Here is a 24,242-nt window from a genome sequence, read left to right on the forward strand (position 1 = left end):
GCTGGCCTAGACATCCCGCTTTTTCAGCAGGAACGCGGCGAGGAGCACAGGGATGAGCACCCAGGCGCCCAAAACCAGGGCCGCCTGCCAGGCTTCCAGCGTGTCAGGGACGTGTTCGACGGCGGTCAGTGGTTCCACGGTGTTGCCGGGGAGGTACTTCCGGGCCTCAACGAAGAAGTCCCCGGGGATCAGCTGGAACGCGATCGGTGCCACGAAGAACAGACCCACCAAGCTCATGATGCCGCCTGCGGAATTGCGGATCAGAGCACCGAGGGACATGCCGATCGCGGCCACGGCTGCCACGTAGAGGCTGCTGACCAGCAGCAGTTTGACCGACTGGGAGCTGGCAAGGTCGAGTTTGAGGTCGTAGTTGTCCAGGATCGGCAGCGATACCAGGCCCGCCAGGAGCACGGAGGCGGCGGTCAGCACGAAGGCTGTCACCGTGACGACAAGGAGCTTGGCGGCGAACGCGGGAAGCCGCCTTGGCACGGCGGCGAAGGTGGAGCGGGCCATGCCGGTGGTGAATTCCGAGCTCATCAGCAGCACGCCCAGCGAACCAAGGATCAGCTGGGCGAAGGCGATGCCGGACGTGGGGACGCCGACGGTGAGATCCCCGCCCTGGGCGGCAAACGCGGCGGCCGCCTCGGGGTCTGACGTGGCGGCCGCCGCGAACTGTCCGGTGCCCCACGCGGAGAGGGCGCCGAAGCCCACCACCACCAGGACCGTGGAGCCCAGCAGGACCAGGGTGGACAGGAGCGTGCGGAACTTGATGAATTCGGAGTTCAGGACCCGGAGGAAGGACGGTCCCGGCCCGGGACTGGTGCCGTCGCCGGACAACCTGCCGGCAGAAGCGCCACCGGCGCCGGGTCCGGCGTGGGCGCCGCGGGGTGAGGGGTTGGAGTCGAGGGTGGTTGAGCTCATGGCTAGTTGCCTCCGGATTGGACGGGGGCGGCGGCGCCCGTGGTGATCAGCGAGTGGTATTCGACCTCATCCTTGGTCAGCTCCATGTAAGCCTCCTCGAGGCTTGCCTGCAGCGGGGTGAGTTCGTAGATCAGGACGCGGCCATCTAGCGCGGTCCGGGCAATCTGCCGCGGGTCGAGGCCCTGGACCTCGAGCAGTTCGTTCTCCTGCAGCTCCACGGAGACGCCGGCTCCGGCAAGCAGGTTCATGAGCTGGTCCGGCTGGTCGCTGCGGACGCGCGTGCGGCTCTGGCCTTTGCCGTTGATGATGTCCTGGATCGGAGCGTCGGCAATGATCCGGCCCCGCCCGATCACGATCAGGTGGTCGGCTGTTACTGCCATCTCACTCATCAGGTGGCTGGAAAGGAACACGGTGCGGCCCTCGGAGGCAAGGTACTTCACCAGGTTGCGGACCCAGAGGACACCTTCCGGGTCGAGGCCGTTGACCGGCTCGTCCAGGATGATCGTCTGGGGATCGCCGAGGAGCGCCGCGGCGATGCCCAGCCGCTGGCCCATGCCCAGCGAGAAGCCCTTGACCTTCTTCCTGGCCACGTCGGCCAGTCCGGTCATTTCGATGACCTCGTGCACGCGTTTCTTGGCGATGCTGTGCGTGGCGGCCATCGCCAGGAGGTGGTTGTAGGCGGAGCGGCTCGTGTGGACGGCTTTGGCGTCCAGGAGCGCGCCGACGTCGCGCAGCGGTGCGGCATGCCGCGCGAAGGGGGCACCGTTGACGGTCACGGTGCCCGACGTCGGCCGGTCCAGTCCCATGATCATCCGCATGGTGGTGGATTTGCCGGCGCCGTTCGGTCCCAGGAAGCCGGTGACCCGGCCGGCTTCGACAGTGAAATTGACGCCGGCGACGGCAGTCTTGTCGCCATAAACCTTTGTCAGGCCTCGTGCTTCGATCATGGAAGCGTTCCTTTGATAGCGGTGGCTTGGTGCAGACACCACGCTACCGAGGCCGCGCGCCGATTTCGCCGGTCTCAGGGATGATTCAGGGTCGAATCAGGGTAGTCCGGGAGGATGACGGCGGCACTGCTCAAGACGGCGAGTAGTAGGCAAGGGCACCGGGCAGCACGGAGAAGTCGACGCTGCGGACGCCCGGCATCACTTCTCCGTCCACCGCCAGGACCATGGTGGCGTCCCCCGGCTCCACCCGGATGCTCCTGCTTTCGCTCAGATGGGTGATCCGGGAGGTTGCAACCGTTCCGGTCACCACGGACCACAGCAGCCGGAGCCGGGCAAAGGACTCGTCCGCCGTAATCATCCTGAGGTCGAAGACGCCGTCATCCAGGACAGGGCGGACCAGCGGGGCATGGTCGCGGGGGTAGTACCGTCCGCGGCCGATGTACAGAATCCACAACTTGTGCCGCACGCCATCGACGATCAAGGTGGACGGCTTTCCGACGGCGAAGGTCCGGAACATTGCAACCACACCGGCAAGTGGTTTTCCCAGGGCCGGCTGGAGCAGTTCCCGGCGCCTGACAAGGTCCGGGTAAAGGCCGATGCTCGCGGTGTTGAGCATGGTCAGATGGAGCAGTTCGGGGCTGTCGGGAAGCCCGCGCTCCACGGCCACAAGGCCAAGGTCCGCGCGGGCCGCTTGGCCGCTTGACGCCGCCTCGACGGCGGCGGTCAGGTTGGGGATGCCGGCGTCGCGCGCGAAGTGGTTGAGGGTCCCCCCGGGCAGGACCAGGAGTGGGAGGGCATGCTCGACGGCGGTCGCGGCGGCGGTGCCCACGGTCCCGTCCCCGCCCCAGATGCCCAGGGCGCGGATCCCTGGACGCCCGGCGACGCCGGAGATCGCCTCCGCCACGCTCTCCGCGGGCGCGATCTCCTTAATATACGCATTGGGGAATACTTTTTGCAGCGCCGCGGCCGTCTCTGCGGCGTACGATCCCCCAAGGGTGTTCACGGCGATGCCAAGCCCCTCGCCGTCGGGAAGCTCGGCGGCCTTGACGGCACTGCGCCGGACGTCGGGGAAGGGCGGCCGGACGGGCCACCACTTGCGGGTGACGAGGGCGGCGCCGGCCCCGATCGCGGAGCCGAAGAGGACATCCGAGGGCCAGTGGGCTCCCGTGTGGACGCGGGAGTAGGCCACGCCCGCCGCGATCGGGGCCAGTGCGGCGCCGACGGCCGGACGGACCAGTCCCGCGCCAAGCGCAAAGGCGACGGCCGACGCGGAGTGGCCCGAGGGCATGGAGGAGCTCGTGGGCTGGGGATGGACGAAGCGGAATGCCGGGAGGTGTTCCGGCAGAGGGCGTGCCCGCGGCAGGAGCGTCTTAAAGCCGAGGTTGGTGATGGCGGACGCAAGCCCTTGCGCAATCAGCCCGTGGAGCGCTGCCCGGCGGGTCCTTCCGGGCACCAGCGCCATCAGAGCGGCGAAGCCGAACCAGAGCTTTCCCTTGGTTGCCGCGGCCGACAGCCGCCGGAAAAAGTCGTCATGGCCCCCGCCCGGGAAGGCCGAGACGGCCCGCACCAGTTTCCGGTCGAGTCCCGCCAGCCGTCCCGGCGCTTTCCTCAGCACGCTTCGCATTGGACCACCATACTGCGGCGGTGCCCGGCAGGCGGGCGGCAGGCGTACTTGACTCCGGGGCCGGCTGCTAGCTGGTGCGCAGGGTTTTCGCGGCGCCGGCCAGCAGCAGGGCCCCCAGAATCGGAACCGCGATCGCCAGCAGGGCCATCCTGATCCCGGTCACGTCGCCCAGGTATCCCAGCAGCGGCGGGCCGGCGAGGAAGGCGATGTAGCCCACCGTTGACACGACCGAAACCCGGGCGGCGGCGTGTTTGGGATCATCCGCCGCCGCGGACATGCCCACCGGGAATGCGAGGGCAGCCCCGACACCCCACAGTGCGGCGCCCGCGGTTGCGAGCCAGATGTCGCCGGCGAGAACGAAAAGCCCCAGCCCGAGTGCGGCCGCGGCCATGCTGGCCCGCAGCACCGCCACCCGGCCGTAGGCATCGATCGCGCGGCCGCCGAAGAACCGCATGGCGGTCATGGCCAGGACAAAGGCGGCAAACAGCAACGCGCCGGTGGACTCCGTGGCGCCAAGTCCGTCCACAGCTGCTTTGGCGATCCAGTCGTTGCCGGCTCCTTCGGTGAGCGTGGCGCCGAGAACCACGACGCCGATCAGCAGGGTCCGGCCATCCCGCCAGGCCCGTCCGGCCCGGGGCGGTGTTGCCTCCCCGGCGAGCGGGGCAGCCGCCGGCACGTGCGTAAGGAAGTACCGGGGAGCCCACAGGGCAGCCGCCGCAACCACCGCGGCGATCACGAGGAGGTGGGCCGGAAGCCCGACGCCGAGCCTGGACAGGCCGGCGCCGATCAGCGCACCGACGAAGGCTCCGCCACTGAACGCCGCGTGGAACTGCGGCATGATGGTGCGGCCGAGCTTGTGCTCCACGTCGGCTCCTTCAATGTTCTGGGACACGTCCCACAACCCGATGCCGATGCCGAAGAAGAACAGCGAGATTGCGGTCCCCGGAATGGATTCGGCCGCCAGCGACAGCGCGATCCCCACGCCGGCGGCCGCGGCCAGGAGACCTGCGGCGCGAATGGTGTTGGCCGTACCGATCCGGCCCACGACGTGACCTGCCGTCGGCAGCGCGATGAGTGAACCGACCGCGACGCACAGCAGCAGTGTTCCCATTTGTCCCGAGGTGATCTGCAGGGTGTCGGTCACCGCCGGGATGCGGGCGGCCCAGCTGGCGAAGACGAGCCCGTTGATGCCGAATATCAGGAATGTGGCGGCCGCCGCGGCTTTGAGCTGAGGGCCGGTTGCGGTTTTGGTCATACGATCACTGCTTCCACCGAGTGTTGGGCGAGTTGGGCAAGTTCTTCGGGAGTGAGGGCCTTGTCCGTGACAATGGTGTCCACGGCGCCGAGGGGCGCGACGAGTGCCACGGCGCTGGCGTTCCATTTTGCCGCGGAGCACGCGACGATCACGCGCCCCGCGGATTCAAGTCCTGCACGTTTCACGGCGGCGTCGTCGATGTCGTGGGCCAGGAGTCCGTCCTGGAGGTTTACCGCGCAGGGCGTAACCACGGCGGTGTCGAAGCGCAGCGAGCGGATGTTGGCTTCCGCCATGGGTCCGCGGAACGACAACTCACCGGGGACCAGGCTGCCGCCCGGGAGCAACAGCTCGGGGCGGCGGCCGGCGGGGGACTCCGCGGTCAGCGCCGTGACCGCCCGCAAGGACATCGGCATGATCGTCATCTCGCGCTGTTGCAGCTGGCGGGCGATCTCCGTGGCAGTGGTGCCGCTGTCCAGCCAGACGTGCCCGCGGTCCTTGAGGAGTGCCGCCGCACCTGCGGCGATCCGCACCTTGACGGCGTGGTCTTCCAGCTGGCGTTGCCCATATTCCGGGTTCTCGCCGCCGAAGAGCAGGCTCCTGGCTCCGCCGTGGACCCGCCGCAGCACACCATGCATAGCCAGGACGTCGAGATCGCGCCGGATGGTGGCGCCGGAGGCCCCGCACGCGGCCATCAGTTCCTCCACTGACGCGTGCTCGCGGCTGCGCAGCAGTTCGCCGATCAGGCGGTGACGTTCAGCAGTGCTCATGCCCAAATACTAGCGCTTTATGATCATGTAATCATTTCTTGCGCACTTGTGGTCTCTTGGCATGGCTGGGGTACTGCTGGCACAGCACGGGTGGGGCTGATGAATCAGAGGAGATACGACGTCGGCCGTGAGACCGGCGATTGGGTTTGCCCTAGCGGACCCGTTCGACGCGCTTTTCGTCCCAGACCGGCTCGGCCGACTCATAGACCTTGCCGTCGGAGCCGAAGACCAGGAAACGGTCGAAGGTCCGGGCGAACCAGCGGTCGTGGGTGACGGCGAGGACGGTGCCCTCGAAGTGGTCGATCGCCCGCTCGAGTGCCTCGGCCGAGTGCAGGTCCAGGTTGTCCGTCGGCTCATCGAGGAGCAGCAGCGTGGCACCGGAGAGCTGCAGCAGCAGGATCTGGAACCGGGCCTGCTGGCCGCCGGAGAGCGATTCGTACTTCTGCTCCGACTGCGCCGCCAGGCCGTACCCGTCCAGCGCCCCGGCTGCGGCTTCGCGGCCCAGCCCGGAACGGTGTTCGTCGCCCCGGTGCAGGATTTCCAGCAGGGTCTTACCCAAGAGGTCCGGACGGACGTGGGTCTGCGCAAAGAATCCGGGGCGGATCCGGGCTCCGAGCTTGACGGTGCCTTCGTGCGGGACCTCGGCGATCTCGACGTCGGACACGGGCAGGTGCTCGCGTTCGGGGTCGGTGCCGCCGGTGGCGAGCAGGCGCAGGAAGTGGCTCTTCCCGGATCCGTTGGAACCGAGGACACCAACCCGGTCGCCGAACCACACCTCAGTGGAGAACGCCTTCATGAGCCCGGTCAGTTCCAGCTTCTCGGCCACGATGGCGCGCTTCGCGGTGCGGCCGCCCTTGAGGCGCATCTGCACGTTCTGCTCGATCGGCAGCGCCTCGGGCGGTCCCACTTCGAGGAACTTCGCCAGCCGGGTCTGTGCGGCGTGGTAGCGGTTGGCCATGTCGGAACGGAACGCGGCCTTGTTCTTGTACATGTTGACGAGTTCCTTGAGCTTGACGTGCTCCTCGTCCCAGCGTTTGCGCAACTCCTCGAAGCGGGCATTCCGGTCTGCCCGGGCCTCCACATAGGAGCCGAAGCCGCCGCCGTGCACCCAGGCGCCTGCGCCGTTGATGCCCGGTTCGAGGGTGACGATGCGGCCGGCCGCGTTGTTGAGGAGCTCGCGGTCGTGGCTGATGAAGAACACTGTCTTCTTCGACTCGTTCAGCTTGGCCTCCAGCCAGCGCTTGCCCGGCACGTCGAGGTAGTTGTCGGGCTCATCGAGCAGCAGCAGTTCGTCCGGGCCCGCGAAAAGCGCCTCGAGGACCAGTCGCTTTTGCTCCCCGCCGGAGAGGCTCGACGCCGGTCGGTGCTGAGCGCGGTCGAACGGCAAGCCCAGTGCGGCCATGCAGACCTCGTCCCAGACCGTCTCGACGTCGTAGCCGCCGGCGTCGCCCCAGTCCACGATCGCCTGGGCGTACGCCATCTGCGTGGGTTCGTCGTCGTGCTCCAGCATCGCCAACTCGGCCTCATCAACCGTGCGGGCAGCAGCGGCCAGCGCCGGCGGCGCAGCGGAGACCAGGAGGTCGCGCACCGTGGAATCGTCCCGGACCTGGCCGACGAACTGGCGCATGATGCCCATATTTCCGGAACGGCCAATCACGCCTTCATCCGGGACGAGGTCGCCGGAGATAATCCGGAACAGCGTCGTCTTTCCCGTTCCGTTGGGCCCGATCAGCGCCGTCTTGGTGCCGTCCGGAACCTTGAAGGTCACGCCGTTGAGCAGTTGCGTGCCGTCGGAAAGGAAGTAATCGATGTTGGAAACGTCAATATGAGCCACGCAGTCAATCTTCCCATGGACCGCTGCACGGGTTGGTGGAACGGCCGCGGCGTTCTCAGCCGGCGGCCGTGAGGAACTCCTTCAGCAGGGGTCCTGACGTGGTGGCACCCAGGCCGCCGTCCTCGACAAACACGGCAACGGCGAGGTCGCCGTGTACCGCCACGATCCAGGCATGGGTCTTGGGCGGATCCTCACTGCCGAATTCTGCCGTGCCGGTCTTGGCGCCTACCGGGGCACCCGGCACTGTGGCCAGGAAGCCCGCGTGTCCGGAGGTCACCACCGCGCGCATCATGTCCGCCAGGGAGGCCGCCTCTGCTGCCGTCACCGGCGTGCCCGAGGTTTCCGCCGGGGCCGGGGCCGACACGGACGGTGTCTCTACCGGTGCGGGCGTGGACGCCGTCGCGGCAGCCGACGGGTCGGCGGAGGATGCACCGGGGTTCAGTACCAGCTGCGGTGACACCGGCGCGCCTTTGCCGACCGAGCCGGCCATTACCGCGGCGGCCAGCGGGGACAGGAGCACTTTGCCCTGGCCGATCATCGAGGCCGCATGCTCGGTGCCCTCGGCCTCGCCCGGGACGGAACCCAGGAACGCCGCAGCGCCGAGGGCAGGGGCTTCGACGGCGACGCCCAGTGACGTGGCGGCGCTTTCCAGTTGGGCCTGGCTGACGCCGTCCCTGGCATTGATGAAGGCGGTGTTGCAGGAGTGGGCGAAGGCGTCACGGAGCGTGACAGCACCGAGCGACGCAGCAGGATAGCCCTCGGCGTTCTTGAAGGTCCGGCCGTCCACGGTGAGGCTCGCCGGGCAGTCGACCTTCGAATCGGGGGTCATGCCGTTACGGATCATGGCCAGCGAATCCACGATCTTGAAGATCGAGCCGGGGGCGTACTGCCCCAGCAGGGCCGTGTCATAGCCGTTGCTGCCGGGACCCGATGCGGCCGCGAGCACGGCGCCGGTGGACGGGCGGAGGGCCACGATCGCCGACGCCGGACCCACCTTGTCGAGCACACCCTCGGCGAGCTGCTGGAGGTTCAGATCCAGGGTGGTCTTCAGCGGGGTTCCAGGCGCCCCTTCCACCTGGAAAAGGATCCTGCGCGGATCGGGAGAAGACTGAAGTTCCTCGGCGGTGAGGCCGGCTTTCTGGGCCCGGACCACGGTCGAATCAGTGCCGCGGAGCTGGGCGTCATATTGCTGCTGGAGACCTCCGGTGCCGGTGGTGTCGCCGGGCTTCAGCGTCCCGTTGGAGGCTTCGATCTGCTCGGCGCTGGCCAGGGCGGCGGTGCCGAGCAGGGCCCGGGCGAAAGTCCGTGTCGGGGCCAGCGGGAGCGAGCCCGGGATGGCCCGGGCGCCGGGAATCGCGGCAATCTGCTCGTCGGTGATGCTGCGGCCGTCCTCGCGAAGAGTGATGGCGGCGACGAAGGCCTCCGCTCCGGTCGCCTCCACCTGCTGCACGTAGGCCGCCGGGTCCACGCCCACCAGCTGGGCGAGCTTGGAGGCGGAATCCGTGGGATCGGCGCCGGCCAGCAGTGGTTTGTCGATGCCGACGTTCACCACGGGGCGGTAGGTGACCAGCGGGACGTCACCTGCGCCGAGGATGGCCGCGCGTTCCGGCGACTCCGCAGCAACGCTTAGGATTTCTCCGTTAGCCAGCTCCGGCACCAGCATGGCGGGCTTCCAGACGGTCAGCCACTTGTCACCGGACTTTTTCAACTCGGCGGAGACCGTGTACTTCCATTCCTTGGGACCGATGTTCCAGCTGTAAGTCAGCGGAACCGTGGCCGTGCCCGACTCCAGCTTCAGCTCGCCCGCGTCCACCGACGGTTTATCCGGATTGAGGGCCTGGAACACGTCATTGAGCTGCTCGTTCGCGGCCCCAGAGTCCGTGCCGTCGAACGCGACGGAACTTACGTCTTGCGCGGCAAGGGCCGAGGCAAGCTGTTTCGCGGCATCCTGCGCGCCGGCACGGCCGTCGTCGCAGCCCACCAGCGAGGCTCCGAGAACCAGACCGACAAGGACAAGTGAAAATTTTGATGAGTTCCCCACCGCGCCATTATGCCCCGGGCCGCCGACAATGCTCGAGTCACAAAAACGTCGGGCGCCGCGATACGCAGTGCAGCGGCGCCCTGGCAGCAGTGCCCCCGCGGAACGCGCGGCCGTCGGAGCCTCGGTCCCACGGCCGGGGCGCAGCCTCCGAAGGCCGCAGCCTAAGCTGAGAGGGTGGGGACCCTGAGCCCGAATATGTCTTTCAGGGCATATTTCGCGGCATGGAATCCCGGCATTCCGGTCACGCCGGGACCCGGCGGCGTCGACGAGGAACAGAGGTACACCCCGGGGATCGGCGTCCGCCAGGGGACGGGGCCGAGGACCGGGCGCTGGACCAGGCCCCGCAGGTCCATCAGGCCCGCACTGAAATCCCCGCCGACATAGTTCTCGTTGTAGTCCGCCAGCGCCGCGGCGGTGGTCACCTTGTACCGCACGACGACGTCACGGAAGCCCGGCGCGAAACGCTCCAGTTGGGTAATCACTGCCTCGCCCATGTCCACGGTGGAACCCGCGGGAACGTGGCAGTAGCTCCAGAGGATATGCCGTCCCGCCGGCGCGCGCGAGGCGTCGAAGCGTGACGGCTGGGAAACCAGCACATAGGGCCGCTCCGGATGGCGGCCTGCGGCGACCAGGTTTTCCGCCTCGGCCATTTCCTCCCGTGTGCCGCCCACGTGCACGGTGCCGGCGTCGGCAAGCCCCGGGGCAGCCCAGGGGACCGGGCCGGAGAGGATGAAGTCGACCTTGCAGGCGCCGTTTCCAAAGCGGAACGACTCGAGGGTGCGGCGGTACCTGTCGGGGAACTTTCCATCCGCCATCCGGAGCAGTCCGGGGGGAGCGACGTCCAGCAGGGTGGCCCGGACCGGGGGCAGTTCCGCCAACGAGCCGATCCGCGCCCCGGTTTCCACGACGCCTCCGTGGGCTTCGAGGTCCGCGATCATGGCCTCGGCGATGGCGACGGAGCCGCCCAGCGGCACCGGCCAGCCGTCGGCATGTGCCAGTGCCCCCAGCATGAGTCCTGCTCCCGCGGCGGCCAGCGCGGGCAGCGGGGAGACGGCGTGCGCCGCGACCCCGGTCAGCAGGGCCGGCGCCAGGTCTTCCCTAAATCTGAGCCCCCAGAGCCGGGATCCCTGTTCCAAAGTGCGGAGACCGAACAGTCCGGCCGCCACGGGGTCCCGCGGCACGCGGAGCAATTGGTTGAGGGTCAGGTCCGTGATCCCGTCCACGCGGTCCACGAGTGGGCCCATGAGGTTGCGGAACGCGGCGCCGTCCCGGCCCAGCCCGGCGGCGGTCTTGTCCAGCGACCGGTAGGCCAAGGCTGCCCGGCCGCCGTCGAGCGGTGAACCGTAGGAAACCTCCGGCACTTCCAGCCGGATCCGCCGGGACAACCCGAACTCCCGGAAGAACGGGGAGGCCAGGACCATGGGGTGCACCGCCGAGCAGATGTCGTGAACGTGGCCGGGTTCCATCAGCTCCGTGGTGCGCACGCCGCCGCCGGGCGACGCCGCCGCCTCATAGACATGCACTTTGAGCCCGGCACGGGCGAGGGTCACCGCTGCGGCGAGTCCATTGGGGCCGGAGCCGACGACGGCGACGTCAGGCATCGACTGTCGCTTTCCGCCACGGCAACAGCGACGCCGACGGCCGGGCGGGGTCAATGCGCAGCCAGTCCTGGGCCCGGTCGAAGGGTCCGCCCTGGGGGTCATCCATGTCGTGGCGCCGGATGATGTCGTAGCCCGGATCCCAGATGTCCCACGCCACGCGTGCCATCAGGTACCCTGTGGCCAGCATGTGGAACACCACAGCCAGGACGTAGTACGGCATGTCGATATTGTGCTGGGACACTCCACCGCTCGTCACCTGCCCAAGATACATCCAGATGGCGGCCCAATGCAGACCCTCGATTGTTTGCCAGATCAGGAAGTCACGCCAGCGCGGCCGGGCGAGGGCCAGCAGCGGAATGAGCCAGAGCACGAACTGCGGTGAGTAGACCTTGTTGGTCAGGATGAACGCAGCCACGATCAGGAAGACCAACTGGGCAAGCCGGGGCCGCCGCGGTGAGGTCAGGGCCAGTACGGCGATCAGGGCGCACGCCAGGACGAAGAGGTTCAGGGCCAGGGTGTTGATGGCTTCAGCCTCCAGGGGCAGCCAGCCAAGGCGTCCGGCGACGAGGTTGTAGGCAAACCAGGGCGAGCTGTACCCGGCCGGCCGGTCCTGGGTGAATTCGTAGAAGTACTTCCAGCCCTCCGGATTGAGGGCGGCCACTGGCAGGTTGACGGCGAGCCAGGCCGCGGCGGCGGACGCCGCCGTCACCAGCAACGGCCGGAGCCGGCCCGTCCGGAGGGCCAGCAGCAGAACAGCACCCAGGATCAGCATGGGGTAGAGCTTGGTGGCCGTGCCGAGGCCGATGAAGATCCCCGCCAGCACGAGTTTGTTCCGCGAAAAGAAAAACATGCCCAGGGCCAGCAGCCCGACTGCCCACATGTCCCAGTTGATGGTTCCCGCCAGCACAATGCCGGGCGCGACTGCCACCATGGCCGCGTCCCACGGCCGCCGGCGGGCCATGCGCGCGGTGGCCAGCACGGTGACGATCCAGACGGCGGTGATCAGGGCGGCGTTGACATCGAAGTACGCCAGAACGCGGTCGCTTGTCGGCCCATCACCCGGCACCAGGAGGGCCGTGGCACCGGCGATGAGGCCCATCAGCACCGGATACTCGAAGAATGTTTCCTTAGTCACGAACGGGAAGGCGCCGTCACCGAGTCCGCGGTTCCGGAACAGTTGGGGGAAGTCCGAGTAGCAGGTCGAGTAGAACTGCCCCGGCGTTTCCCAACCCTTGGTCCGGCAGTAGGACTTGAGGAGGATTCCGAGCAGGGCGGCCAGCACAGTAAGCAGAATCAGGACGCGTTCGACGGTGAAGAATCCTGGGGAGACGACGCCGGGCGCCGATCGGTGGCCCATGGGACCCCCGATGAGTTCCGTGAAGTTCCGCAGGAACAGGTCGCTGCGGCTCGGAATGACCAGTCGGACGCGCTTGCGGTGCTCCGGCGGCTTTGTCTCCTGCATGCCCTCGAGCTTACCGGGACCGCAACTTGATGACGCCGAGCCTCGTTACCGCCGTGTACCGGGAGAACACGCGGCCCCTCGCTGTCATACCTGCCGTTAATGAGGGGGAGCCCACGCGGCGCAGCGTGGGCTCCCCGGGATCAGTTCCGATGTCACACATCGGTTCCTCCTTCGACTGGTCTGGTCCTTCGTGCCCGTGGTCCGGCATCCTTGCGGGCGGCGAATCGGAAGTGCCTGCCGTCAGCGGAGGTTGCCCATCCGGTGCAAAGCGACGAATACGTCTTCGCGCTTCTGGTCAAGGAGTGCGCCGTTGAACAGTGTCGTCTGCCGCGGAGCCCGCTTCTGGCCGAGGGACAGGAGTGCCCGGAGCTTTTGCCTCATGGTGGTCACCTCCCTTCGGTTCCTGGTGCTGCGCTGGCTGCTGGTCTGGGGCTTCGCGCCGTGGGGACGGGCTGGGGTGGTGCCGGCAATGGTCATGATGAATCTTTCGTGGGTATTAGTGTGGAAATGGAAAGGAATTGGGCACGCCAAATAAGGCCTCTGTAAATGGAGGAAGAAAAGGCCTCATTAGGCAGGGAAATGCCCGAAGCAATTCATTGGATTCGCAGAAGCGAAGAATGGCCCCTTGACGCGTGGGCGCCGCAACCCCAACAAGAAGCTGGGTTCCGAACTATGGGGAGGCTGCGCAACCGCGTGGTTCCACCTGCTCAGCCGGCTGTCACCGGACCTCCAGCGAACGGAGGTCCGGTAACGTCTCGGCCCCGGGCCCTAGGTCGAAGACACTAGGCCGGCGGCGGAGGGGTCAGGAGACAGTCAGGCCGAAATTTGGGCGCGGTACAGCGACAGAGGCCGGGGTGGCGGTACGAATAGACATCCATCCGCTAGTCAAAGTAATCATTTTCCCAACCTCCTTTTCTGTCCTGCCGCGGCTCCGGCTGACGGGCCGGGCGACGCGCGCCGTGATCCCGGCAAATCGCCCTGGGTTCAAAACAAAAATACACGATGAATGCAGCAGTTGACCACTGAATTCATAAACTTTTTTGAACTTCTTTTTTAAAACGGTGTTTATAGGCCCCAGCGGACGACGGCAGGAGTCTTTTTGTCCCAACCCAGAGTGCAGACCTTTGCGGTTCCCAGGATGAAGTGGCGGCCCTCTTGCGGATCCAGGCCCAGCCAACGAGCGGTGAGGATCCGGGAAAAGTGGCCGTGGGCCACAATCAGGACGTTGTCCAGGCCGGATTCGAGCACGCGGGCCACAATCTTGTCCGCCCGCGCGGCGACGTCGTCCAGCGATTCACCGTTCGGCACGCCATGCGTCCAGATCAGGTATTCCGGGTTGTCCTTGCGGATGAGGTCCGAGCTGATGCCCTCGTAGTCGCCGTAATCCCACTCGACGGCCAGCGGCTCCAGCTGGGCACCCGGGTAGCCGGCCAGTTCCGCCGTCCGGCGCGCGCGCCGGAGGGGCGAGGTCAGCACGAGGTCAAAGTCGACGGCGTCGAGCGCCTTGCGGGCCTCGACGGCCTGCTGCTCTCCTTCCACCGTCAGGGGAAGGTCGGTGAGACCGGTGTACTGCCCACTCTTTGACCACTCGGTTTCGCCGTGCCGCAGGATCCACAACTGCGGGCGCGGGGCGTTCGTCGGTGCAATCACTTAGGACTCCTCAGTTGTGGACGGCTCGACGGCGGGGTTGGTGCCGGCTACTTCATCGGGGGCAGACTCCGGCTGGGCGGCCCACCACTCGCGCAGTTTGGCCAGAGCGACGTCCGGGTCCAGCGGGCCGTGTTCCATCCGCTCCTCCAGCAGGAACTTGTACGCCCGGCCGACGACGGGACCGGGCTTTAGGCCAAGCAGCGCCATGATCTGTCCGCCGTCCAGATCGGGACGGACGGCCTCGAGGGATTCCTGCTCCCGCAGGCTCGCGATCCGGGATTCCAGGTCGTCATAGGCGAATGACAGCCGCTCCGCCTTGCGCTGGTTGCGGGTGGTCACGTCCGAGCGGGTGAGCCGGTGCAGCCGCTCCAGGAGGGGTCCGGCGTCGGTGACGTAACGGCGGACGGCCGAGTCGGTCCAGCCGGCGTCGCCATAGCCGTAGAACCGCATGTGCAACTCGACAAGACGGGCCACCGCCTTGATCGTGTCATTGTCGAAGCGGAGCGCCTTCATGCGTTTTGCCGTCAGCTTGGAGCCCACCATGTCGTGATGCCGGAAACTCACCGCTCCGCCCGGTTCGAAGCGGCGTGTGGCCGGCTTTCCGACGTCGTGCATCAGGGCAGCGAACCGCAGCACGAAGTCGGGCCCGGGAACGGCGCCGTCGGCATTGGTCTCCAGGGTGGCTGCCTGCTCCAGGACCTGGAGCGAGTGCTGGTACACGTCCTTGTGGCGGTGGTGCTCATCCGCCTCCAGGCGGAGCGCGGCGACCTCGGGCAGCACGAACTCGGCCAGCCCGGTATCGACCAGCAGGTCCACACCGGCCCGGGGATGGTCGGCGCAAATGAGTTTGACCAGTTCCTCCCGCACGCGTTCGGCGGAGATCATGGTGATCCGTTCCGCCATCCGGGACATGGCTGCGCGGACGTCTTCATGGACCGCCACGCCCAACTGGGCGGCAAACCGGGCCGCGCGCATCATCCGCAGCGGGTCGTCGGAGAAGGAGGTCTCCGGCGTACCCGGCGTGGCGAGGACGGAGCCGTGCAGGTCACGGACGCCGCCGAACGGGTCCACGAGTTCCAGCTCAGGCAGGCGCAGTGCCATCGCGTTGATTGTGAAATCCCGGCGGAGCAGGTCATCGGTCAGGGAATGTCCGAAGGCCACTACCGGTTTGCGGGAGTCGGGATCGTAGGCCTCGGCGCGATACGTTGTGATTTCGATCTGGAATCCGGCTTTGCGCATCCCGATCGTGCCGAAGGCCCGCCCGATCTCCCAGTAGTTATCCGCCCACTTCTTGATCAGGGCCACCGTCTGGTCCGGGGTGGCATCCGTGGTGAAGTCCAGGTCGGGGGAGACGCGGCCCAGGAACAGGTCACGCACGGGGCCGCCGACGAGGGAGAGCTCGTGGCCGGCGTCCACGAACCGCTGCCCGAGCTCCAGGACCACGGGGTCCACCTGGAAGTCAACGGTGTGCGAGTCAGTCTTGTGATGTGCGTGCGCCATAGTTTCTTAAGCATAGTTTCTCGGACCCTGTGGAAAACCGATCCGGGCCTATCCCGGCACCGTAGCCGGCTTGCCTGCGGGCCCGTGGTGACGCGGTGGGGCCGGAAGCCACTTTTCCTGCCGTCCACTTTCCTGTCATGTTGAGGTCATCAACTCCGGACAAGAGTCGTTAGAGTGGACTTCATGGCTCATCCCGTACCCAGCGCTCCCGGCAGGAGGACAAACGCACCGTTGCCATCGGCAATCGGTGCCCATGTCGCGCCTGTCCAGCACTCGGGACAGGCCTCCCTGCCGACTGTGGAGGAGATCTCCGCCGGCGGCGTGGTTGTGGACACGTCTGACGCCGCTTTGCGCGTTGCCATCATCGCCCGCCTCAACCGGGGCGGCCGGCTGGAATGGTGCCTGCCGAAAGGCCATCCGGAAGGCCGGGAAAGCAACGAGGAAGCCGCCGTGCGTGAGATCGCCGAGGAAACCGGGATCGAGGGCAAGATCCTCGCGCCGCTGGGAAGTATCGATTACTGGTTTACCGTCAGCGGGCACCGCGTGCACAAGACCGTCCACCATTACCTGCTGCAGGCCACCGGCGGGGAGCTCACGATCGAAAACGATCCGGACAAGGAAGCTGTGGACGTCGCCTGGGTTCCCATCCAGGAACTGGCACGAAAACTATCCTTTCCGAACGAGCGCCGCATCGCGGATCTCGCCAAGGAAGTCCTCCCGGAACAACGCTAGGGGCGCGGGAGCGGCCGGGACAGGCCGCGGATAGCGCACAAAGCCACGACCGGGTGAGACGATGAAGACGATGTCATCAGCCAAACCCACTCCCTCGCCCTCCGGTCCCGCCGATTCCAATGCTGTCCACACCGGAGAAGCCCGCTCCAGCGCCATCATGGCCGCGGGTACCCTCGTCTCGCGTTTCCTGGGCTTCGGCAAGACCTGGATGCTGGCGGCCGCCCTGGGTCTTGGCTCCACGGTCAATGACACCTTCATCAACGCGAACAACCTGCCGAACCTAATCTTCCTGCTGGTGGCTGGCGGCGTCTTCAACGCCGTCCTGGTACCCCAGATCATCAAGGCCAGCAGGGCTCCGGACCGGGGTGCGGACTACGTCAGCCGGCTCCTGACCCTGGCCGTGCTGGTCCTGCTCACCCTCACGCTGCTTGTCACTCTGTTGGCACCCTGGGTCATCGAACTGACCACCCAGGACTATTCGCCGGAACAAAAGGCGCTTGCCGTCACCTTCGCGTTCTGGTGTCTCCCGCAGATCTTCTTCTATGGCTTGTACGCCCTGCTCACCCAGATACTCAATGCCAACGGTGCCTTCGGGCCCGCAATGTGGGCTCCGATCCTGAACAATATCGTGGCGATCGCCGGACTGGGCATGTTCATCGGAATCATGGGTGCCAACGCGGCCAACCCCCACACGATTGACAACTGGGACCCGTTCCAGACCTTCCTGGTGGCCGGGTTCTCCACAATCGGGGTGGTCGCCCAGACCGCCATTCTGCTGGTCCCGGTGTTCCGGCTCCGGCTCGGGCTGCGGCCGCGCTTTGGCTGGCGGGGCGTGGGACTGGGGCAGGCCGCCAAGCTCAGTGTCTGGACCCTGGCGACGGCCGCCGTCGGGCAGTTGGCCTTCCTCTATGTCATGCGCATCGCCACCATCCCGGGTGCCGAACGCCTCCGGCTGGAACAAGCCGGAGACCCCGCGGCGGACACCCTGCCGGGCAACGCCGTGCTGGAAGTGGCCAGCCAGCTTTACCTGCTGCCACACTCGATCATCGCGTTGTCCCTTGCCACCGTGCTCTTCAACCGCATGACCCGGGCGTCCCAGGACGGAAACCACAACGAACTGCGCAATGCGCTGTCCCACGGGCTGCGGACCATGGCAGTCGCGACGGTCTTCGGCGCGCTGGCGCTGTTCGCCCTCGCCGGACCGCTCGGCATGTTCTTCTCCGGAGGGGAACGCCAGGACGGTGTCATGCTGGCCCAAACGTTGACGATCCTTGCCCTCAGCACCCCCTTTATGAGCGCCAATTTCATGATGTCCCGGGTGTTCTACGCCAACGAGGACGCACGGACGCCGTTCTTTATCCAGCTGGTGCTGGCGCTCGTCAACGTGGTGGCAGCCTTCCTGATCCAGTTCCTGCCGTTTGATCAGATCATCTTCGCCATCGCCATCCTCTATACCGGCGGGAACATCCTGTCCGTAATAGTCAGCGCCATCTTCCTGCGCCGGTTCCTGGGCCATCTTGACGGTCCTCGGATCGCGAACTCCTACATCCGGATGGGCTATGCGGCCCTTGGCTCCGCTCTCGCCGGAGCCCTCGCCCTGTGGCTGCTGGGCAGTTACAGCCCGGACGGGTTCGCCTGGAGTAGCCCTCTTGCGGCCCTGGTGACGATCGTCGTCGTCGGTCCCATCATGCTGGCCGCCTATCTTGTCTTGTTGAAGCTCTTCCGCGTTACCGAACTGCGGGACCTGCTGCAGCCGCTGCTGGGCCGGCTCCGGCGCGGCTCAAAGGCGGCACCCGGCCCGGCCGGCGTTGGCGTCGGCGACGGTGCCGGTGGCGGTGGCGGGCCCGCAGAGGGCGCCGGAGCCATCCCGACCCGGCCTGAACGGGCCACGGTCTCGGTAGACACTGGCCTGATTCCCAGAATTTCCGGTGAGTTCGACGCCTCGTCCTTCCGCGCCGGCCCGGACATCCGGGAACCCGAGGAACGCGCGACCTGGCCCGCCGGGCCCGAGGGCGGCTACCTGCCAGCCGAAGACCTGCCCAGCTCGGCCGAGGGCGGTCTGGGTCGGGGCGACGTCCCACTGCCCGGCCGTCGGACCTACCAGGGGCCGGCGGGCCACAATCCGTATTTCCCATTCGGCCGTAAGAAGAAAAAATAAGGACCGGGCGGTGTTCCAACGCCGTGCTTCCGCGGCGGGGACACTGAATCGGCTAGGATCGAAAACTAACAAGGGGAGTTGCAGACCAGGGGTCAACCGGCTTTACCGGGGGCTTGCGGTCACTGATGAAGTGGTCAGGCCGGCAGTTCCCGGACAGTCTAGGAGGAGCCCGTGTCCCACCCGATCGATGTCGGATCAGTACTAGGTGGCCGCTATAAGGTCACTGCCACCGTACTGACTTCGCATGACCAGGATCTGGTGCTGGACGGCGTCGATCAGGTTCTCAACCGTGCCGTGAGCATCCTGGTGGCCGGCCCGGACAACGCCGACCAGGTGGCCAGAAGCGCCCGCGAAGTGGCCACAGGCGAGCGGCCCGGGCACGTGCAGATCCTCGATCTGGGCGTCAGCGACCTCACCACGTATCTGATCACCAACCACACCTCCGCGGCCGACCTGCTGGATCTGGTGGTCTCCTCTAACCCGCCGTACGTCGAACCGTTCTTCACGGACACGCTGGGCAGCGAGATCTTCGGCCAAGCACGCTCCAAAGAACCCGAAACCTACGACGGCCTCTACGACGATGAGGAAGTCGACGCCGGTTACATCGACTACGGACAGCAGCAGCGGGCGGCCGCCGAGCCCAAGTCGCCGCCGGTCCAGCCTTCCCGCGAACCCTCGCGACCGACTTCACCCCTGTCACCTCCCGCCGGAGCGGCGGCAGCCGCAGCAGCCGGGATGGCCGCTGCGAGCGGGCCGAAGAAGTCCCCGAAGGCCGCACCCCAGAAGCCGACGCCGCAGACGACGGCTCCCCAGCCGGTTCAGAATGTTGGCGCTTCCCAGCCGACCACGATGCAGCCGGGTGTACCGTCCGCCCCGGAAGCAACGCCGGACAAGCCGAAGGTTTCCTTGTGGTCCGAGGACGACTACAACTATGACGGATCCGCTGAACAGGAGCACTCCTCCCCGCGGGCCCAGCCTGCAGCCGTGAACGCTGCCGGTGGAGTCGTGCTTCCTGCGGAGCAAGACCGCAAGCCGCGTAATTTTCCCGTTGCCGCCCGGAACGCCGAGGCGGATGAAGATGACTACAAGGAGAACGACGAGCCCGGCCGGGAACCGCGCTCCATGCGCTGGCTCGTCGGGGGATTGCTGGCAGCCGTCCTGGTCGTAGGCCTGATTTTTGCCGTGACCAACCTCGGAAGCCTGTTCAAGAGCAGCCCGCCCCCCGCCGCCGGGACTTCCCCCGCCAGCTCCCCGGCCGCCGGCTCGGGGTCACCTTCATCGTCCGCCAGTTCCGCGCCCGCCGCCGGACCTCCAGCTATCGAGGCAGTCACCCGTACCGGCGACTTCGACTTCGCTGGAACGTATGACGCCGATCTGGCCAAGACGTTCGACGGAAACGGCGCCAGCTACTGGTCCGACATGGAATTCGCCACCGACAATTGGGGCGGGTTGGCCACCGAGGTGCCGTTGGTGGTCAAACTCGAGGACCCCTCACAGGTCTCGTCGGTGACCTTGAGCCAGCTGGGTGCCTCCGGCGGAAACATCAGCGTCCTCACCAACGACCGTCCGTCCCTGGATGGAGCAAAGCAGGTCGGAAGCAACAGTTTCACGTCTCCGGATCTCACCATCTCCTTGCAGGAACCGGTTACCGCGCAGTACGTGATTGTGTCCATTAAGACCCTTCCCAAGCTCGCAGCCCCCAAGACGCGCTACGGTTTTGGCCTGCGTCTCGCCGAGATCAAAGTCCAGTAGCCAGCCCCGTCATACCGTTCCCGCGTCACCGCGACTTCATGACGGGGGCGGTACCCTGAACCGTGGCGTCCGTTGTGATGCCCGGTTCGACCGGAATATTCAGCACCGAGAAGTAGTTGTGCCATGTGGCCGGCCACCCCAGGCGGGCGCATCGACAAAGGAAGAGGTTCACCGTTTAGTGAGCAACGCAGAAAACACCGCGTCCGAAGTACGTGATGTCATCATCGTCGGCTCCGGCCCCGCGGGCTACACCGCCGCGGTGTACACGGCACGTGCCAACCTGAAGCCGCTGCTCCTGGCCGGATCAGTGACCGCTGGCGGCGAGCTGATGAACACCACCGACGTCGAAAACTACCCCGGGTTCCCCGATGGCATCATGGGCCCGGACCTGATGGAGAACTTCGAGAAGCAGGCCGCCCGCTTCGGCACTGAAATTCAGTTCGAGGACGTAACCGAGCTCGACCTCGACGGTGACATCAAGACGGTAACCATCGGCACGGGGGAGACCTTCCGGGCACGCTCCATCATTCTTTCCACCGGCTCGGCCTACCGCGAGCTCGGTTTGCCGAATGAGAAGCGCCTCTCAGGCCACGGTGTCAGCTGGTGTGCAACCTGTGACGGTTTCTTTTTCAAGGACCAGGACATTGCGGTCATCGGCGGCGGTGATTCGGCCATGGAAGAAGCCCTGTTCCTCACCAAATTCGCAAAGTCCGTCACAGTTGTGCACCGCCGTGACACACTTCGGGCCTCCAAAATCATGGCGGACCGTGCCCTGGCCCACGACAAGATCAAGTTCATCTGGAACTCGGGCGTTGAAGATGTCATCGGCCAGGATAAAGTCACCGGACTGCGGTTGAAGAACCTCGTCGACGGTACTGAAACTGAATTGGCGGTCACCGGCGTCTTCGTGGCAATCGGCAACGACCCACGCACGGACCTCGTGAAAGGCAAGTTGGATCTCACCCCAGAGGGAACCATTGCGGTCGAGGGGCGTACCTCGAAGACCAGCCTCAAGGGTGTTTTCGCCGCCGGCGACGTCATCGACCCCACCTACCGCCAGGCCATCACGGCTTCAGGGTCCGGCTGTGTAGCCGCCCTCGACGTCGAACATTACTTGGCCGACTTCCACGCCTAAGGGCGCGCAGCAACCACCCGAAGAGAGAGACAGGTTATGAGCAACGCTAAAGATGTAACCGACGCCAGTTTCAGCACGGATGTTCTGGCAGCAGACAAGCCCGTAATCGTGGATTTTTGGGCGGAATGGTGCGGCCCCTGCCGCAAGCTGGGACCGATCCTCGACGAGATCTCCGTGGAGTACAGCGAGAAGGTGAACGTCGTCAAGGTCAACGTTGACGACAACCCGGCCATCGCTGCCGAATACGGCATCACGTCTATCCCGGCCGTGTACCTGTTCAAGGACGGCGAGGTTAAGAGCACGGTAATCGGCGCCAGGCCCAAGCAGTTCTTCGAGAAAGAATTTGCGGACGTACTGTCCTAGTTCACTGAGTTGGCCGCGATATGTTGCGGCTGAACATTGAGGCCCCGCTTCCTGGAAGCGGGGCCTTTTTGGTCTCCGTGCTCCCGGCCGAGGGTTTCGGTTGGAGATCTGAGTTGGCGACGGTCAGGTCGCGGCTCATGAGGGTTCATCGGGCAAGGGTGCGACCTAATCTTGATCAGATATGCACCCGGACGCGTTGAATCCGGACTGACTTTTGCGAGAACGGCTCCTCTCGCCGTGGACGGTGGAGCGGCGCACCAAAGAAGGGTTGGGCCGTAGTTCTGGGGGACCAAGACCGGGGTGTTTCACGTGAAACGTGGCGTGCCCGCTTTCGCAGGGCGGTATCCGGTGGTGATACCGACAAGCAGCCCGACCCTCTGAGCTCTTGGTTTCTGGCGCTTTGCCCGTTTGACCCTTCCCATGGCTTGGCCCCAGCAACGTTTCACGTGAAACGAGCAGGCGAAACAGGGTGACGACGCCGATCGGCGGCGACGCGTTTTTCGACGGACCTCCGGAAAACGGACGCTACGCGAAGGTGTGCCCCAACCCTATTTGTGCGAGCAATGTGCGATGCCATTTCACTGGTTCGTCGGAGCTCTGCTGGCAAGACAGCGAAAACGCGGGCGGGCGCAAGCTAAGTCCCGGTGCACGGAACTGGCCGAAGCCTCACCAAAGCAGCTGCTACGACACGACGAAGCTCTTGGAAGTCAGTGCGTTTCACGTGAAACACGGAGTTGCACTAGCCCCCTAGAAAAAGAACCACCAAGGGATCGGCGGCGGTACCCACGTGTCGACTAGTCTGGTCCGACCCCTGCTGTTTCACGTGAAACCCTTGCCACCGAGTAGTGTCAGAGAACCTACGCATCATGACTCTCCCGGGGGGACTCTGCTTCCCGCGAAGTGAGCGAGATCGAAGATCACTTCGAAGACGATGAGAGTGCGGCATGCAGTGAACTAATACGCTGCTATCACATAGCCTCTGGGCGATGTGGATTGACGTGTGTCAGAGGAGATTTATGCGGGCCGAGTGCAGCGATCGGGCCCGGACGGCGCGCCCATGCATCCGGAAGTGAAGCACGCCGGCGTGGGTGAATTGTCTCCTGCCTGCCTGGCATGCCAGCCGCTACGCAGAAAGTGCGCAACCTGTCCAAGGCTTGCGATCAAAATTGGTGGGACGCCGAGGAATGGCGGATTCGATATGGGTACCCCCGCTGGAGACGACGCGAAGATCCCCGACGGCTACGTGCCGACCGGGCGCGCTGTTTGGCTGTGCGAGAAGTGCCCTCAGCGGTTTCACGTGAAACGTATCGACCATCCTTCTTTAGACCTCGCGGCCCGATCCGGCTGACAATGCGGTCCATTCCGCCTCATCCAATGTCGTTGAACATCTCTTCGGGAAATCTTTGCAGGCAGGTGCTCGGCCACCGAACCTCCTCGAGACGTCACCCACAGCGTCCGGTGTCGGAACCATGCAGCAGTAGTCCGAGCGGCGTGGATGTCCCGAGGGCGGCGCCGCCGAGGCCCGGCAGCATGAGACCATTCCACCCGCCATCACGCGTCCTCCCATGCTGTCGCCGACCAGGATCGCCCAGGTTCATGAGCAGGGTCCCCGCAGAGCGATGATCACCGCATGATGCAGCTACTGCAGCAGTGCCCCGGGGCGGCATGATTAGACCGGTCCGGCCGGCGGCCGGGGCGGCATGATTAGACCGGCCCGGCCGGCGCCGACTACGTCCCGCAGGGGAGTCCTAGGGTAGGCGGCGTCAGCACCCGGAAACACCGCCGCTGCCTACTTGGGCTCGCATCCAGCATGGCTATGATCCCGCCGTGTCGGTTCTTCGATGCTGCGGATATGCGGGAACGGTCTTGCTTTCTTTACTGCGACGACTCCCTATCGCCTCCCGGTATCGGCCCTTGTCCGGCCACCGCGATCGTCGGCCGAAGCATTCTGTATGAGCCGCAGCATTTCTGCCTGACAGGTGCACCGGCAGCTGAACCGTTCGGGGATTGGCAGCCTGATCAACTACCAGCCTCCCAGTGGCCGAGTTGCGCGAGACCACACCCTTCGGCAGCGCTTGGCCCCTATGCGGACGTGCCTGCGGTATTCGAGGAGCGAACTGTTCAGTACGGCCCGCTGCTCCAGCTCACGCGGCCACGCTCCCAGGACACACGTAGGGGATCAAATTGCGTGGCTGCGGCGGGCAAGCTGGTGAGGCGAGCCGGCGCTCGGAACGGCTCCTTCCCCGTACAGAGTCGGTCTATCGCCAGTTCTCCCCAGTTCTCCACAGAAGTTGTGCACACTGTTATCCACAGCCGGTGAGTGATTTCTCACAGCCCCACCTGAGCTGAAGGAAACAAGGACAGCCCGACGTGAGGCCTGTTACGTTTCGACTGGAAGCCAAAAGGGAGCCGACCAGCCTCGCTCTGCGCTGCAATGCTGCAGCTCACAGAGCGTTCAAGACTCCGCACAAGCCCGCTGATACCCTGTAAATTAACCGGA

17 protein-coding genes are annotated in these 24,242 nt (G+C 65.9%); 5 read left to right on the forward strand and 12 right to left on the reverse strand.

Features of this window, described 5'->3' with window-relative positions; all coding sequences use genetic code 11:
- Positions 1-6: 6 nt before the first annotated feature.
- The 12 genes from OM977_RS19500 to OM977_RS19555 form a co-directional block, all read right to left on the reverse strand.
- Positions 7-921 (reverse strand): ABC transporter permease, encoded by a 915-nt coding sequence (locus tag OM977_RS19500; RefSeq protein ID WP_264355505.1) that lies wholly within the window; start codon positions 919-921, stop codon positions 7-9.
- 2 nt (positions 922-923) lie between these two features.
- Positions 924-1,868 carry an ABC transporter ATP-binding protein gene (locus OM977_RS19505; RefSeq protein WP_264355506.1) on the reverse strand — a complete coding sequence of 315 codons (945 nt, stop codon included), beginning with the start codon at positions 1,866-1,868 and terminating at the stop codon, positions 924-926.
- 130 nt (positions 1,869-1,998) lie between these two features.
- Positions 1,999-3,492, reverse strand: coding sequence for a bifunctional phosphatase PAP2/diacylglycerol kinase family protein (locus OM977_RS19510; protein WP_264355507.1), 1,494 nt, complete (start codon positions 3,490-3,492; stop codon positions 1,999-2,001).
- A gap of 67 nt (positions 3,493-3,559) precedes the next feature.
- On the reverse strand, positions 3,560-4,747 hold the full coding sequence (locus OM977_RS19515) for an MFS transporter (protein WP_264355508.1): 1,188 nt from the start codon (positions 4,745-4,747) through the stop codon (positions 3,560-3,562).
- A complete protein-coding gene (locus OM977_RS19520) occupies positions 4,744-5,514 on the reverse strand; it encodes a DeoR/GlpR family DNA-binding transcription regulator (RefSeq protein WP_264355509.1) in 771 nt (256 codons plus the stop codon). Before OM977_RS19520 ends, OM977_RS19515 begins: the two co-directional genes overlap by 4 nt.
- Before the next feature lie 151 nt (positions 5,515-5,665).
- Positions 5,666-7,348: an ABC-F family ATP-binding cassette domain-containing protein gene (locus OM977_RS19525; RefSeq protein ID WP_264355510.1), complete on the reverse strand. Its 1,683-nt coding sequence runs from the start codon at positions 7,346-7,348 to the stop codon at positions 5,666-5,668.
- Between the two features lie 55 nt (positions 7,349-7,403).
- On the reverse strand, positions 7,404-9,389 hold the full coding sequence (locus OM977_RS19530; RefSeq protein ID WP_264355511.1) for a penicillin-binding transpeptidase domain-containing protein: 1,986 nt from the start codon (positions 9,387-9,389) through the stop codon (positions 7,404-7,406).
- Between the two features lie 161 nt (positions 9,390-9,550).
- On the reverse strand, positions 9,551-10,990 hold the full coding sequence (locus OM977_RS19535) for a phytoene desaturase family protein (RefSeq protein WP_264355512.1): 1,440 nt from the start codon (positions 10,988-10,990) through the stop codon (positions 9,551-9,553).
- A complete protein-coding gene (locus OM977_RS19540; RefSeq protein ID WP_264355513.1) occupies positions 10,983-12,452 on the reverse strand; it encodes a glycosyltransferase family 87 protein in 1,470 nt (489 codons plus the stop codon). The genes OM977_RS19535 and OM977_RS19540 overlap by 8 nt, the downstream gene beginning before the upstream one ends.
- Before the next feature lie 240 nt (positions 12,453-12,692).
- Positions 12,693-12,929: a hypothetical protein gene (locus OM977_RS19545; RefSeq protein ID WP_264355514.1), complete on the reverse strand. Its 237-nt coding sequence runs from the start codon at positions 12,927-12,929 to the stop codon at positions 12,693-12,695.
- A gap of 588 nt (positions 12,930-13,517) precedes the next feature.
- Positions 13,518-14,102 carry a histidine phosphatase family protein gene (locus OM977_RS19550; RefSeq protein ID WP_264355515.1) on the reverse strand — a complete coding sequence of 195 codons (585 nt, stop codon included), beginning with the start codon at positions 14,100-14,102 and terminating at the stop codon, positions 13,518-13,520.
- Positions 14,103-15,602: a CCA tRNA nucleotidyltransferase gene (locus tag OM977_RS19555; RefSeq protein WP_264355516.1), complete on the reverse strand. Its 1,500-nt coding sequence runs from the start codon at positions 15,600-15,602 to the stop codon at positions 14,103-14,105.
- A 183-nt stretch (positions 15,603-15,785) separates the two neighbouring features.
- On the opposite strand from OM977_RS19555, the gene OM977_RS19560 reads away from it, so the two are divergent.
- The 5 genes from OM977_RS19560 (at position 15,786) to trxA (ending at position 21,742) form a co-directional block, all read left to right on the forward strand.
- A complete protein-coding gene (locus OM977_RS19560; protein WP_442960673.1) occupies positions 15,786-16,334 on the forward strand; it encodes an NUDIX hydrolase in 549 nt (182 codons plus the stop codon).
- Positions 16,335-16,404: 70 nt separating this feature from the next.
- Entirely contained in the window at positions 16,405-18,492 is a 2,088-nt protein-coding gene (murJ, locus tag OM977_RS19565; RefSeq protein ID WP_264355517.1) for a murein biosynthesis integral membrane protein MurJ, read from the forward strand.
- A 171-nt stretch (positions 18,493-18,663) separates the two neighbouring features.
- Positions 18,664-20,244 (forward strand): ABC transporter substrate-binding protein, encoded by a 1,581-nt coding sequence (locus OM977_RS19570; RefSeq protein WP_264355518.1) that lies wholly within the window; start codon positions 18,664-18,666, stop codon positions 20,242-20,244.
- 178 nt (positions 20,245-20,422) lie between these two features.
- Positions 20,423-21,379, forward strand: a complete 957-nt coding sequence (gene trxB / locus OM977_RS19575; protein ID WP_264355519.1) for a thioredoxin-disulfide reductase — start codon at positions 20,423-20,425, stop codon at positions 21,377-21,379.
- Positions 21,380-21,415: 36 nt separating this feature from the next.
- Positions 21,416-21,742, forward strand: coding sequence for a thioredoxin (gene trxA, locus OM977_RS19580; protein ID WP_264355520.1), 327 nt, complete (start codon positions 21,416-21,418; stop codon positions 21,740-21,742).
- Positions 21,743-24,242 lie beyond the last annotated feature (2,500 nt).

The sequence above is a fragment of the Pseudarthrobacter sp. MM222 genome (genome assembly GCF_947090775.1).
In the GTDB taxonomy this organism is placed as follows: domain Bacteria; phylum Actinomycetota; class Actinomycetes; order Actinomycetales; family Micrococcaceae; genus Arthrobacter.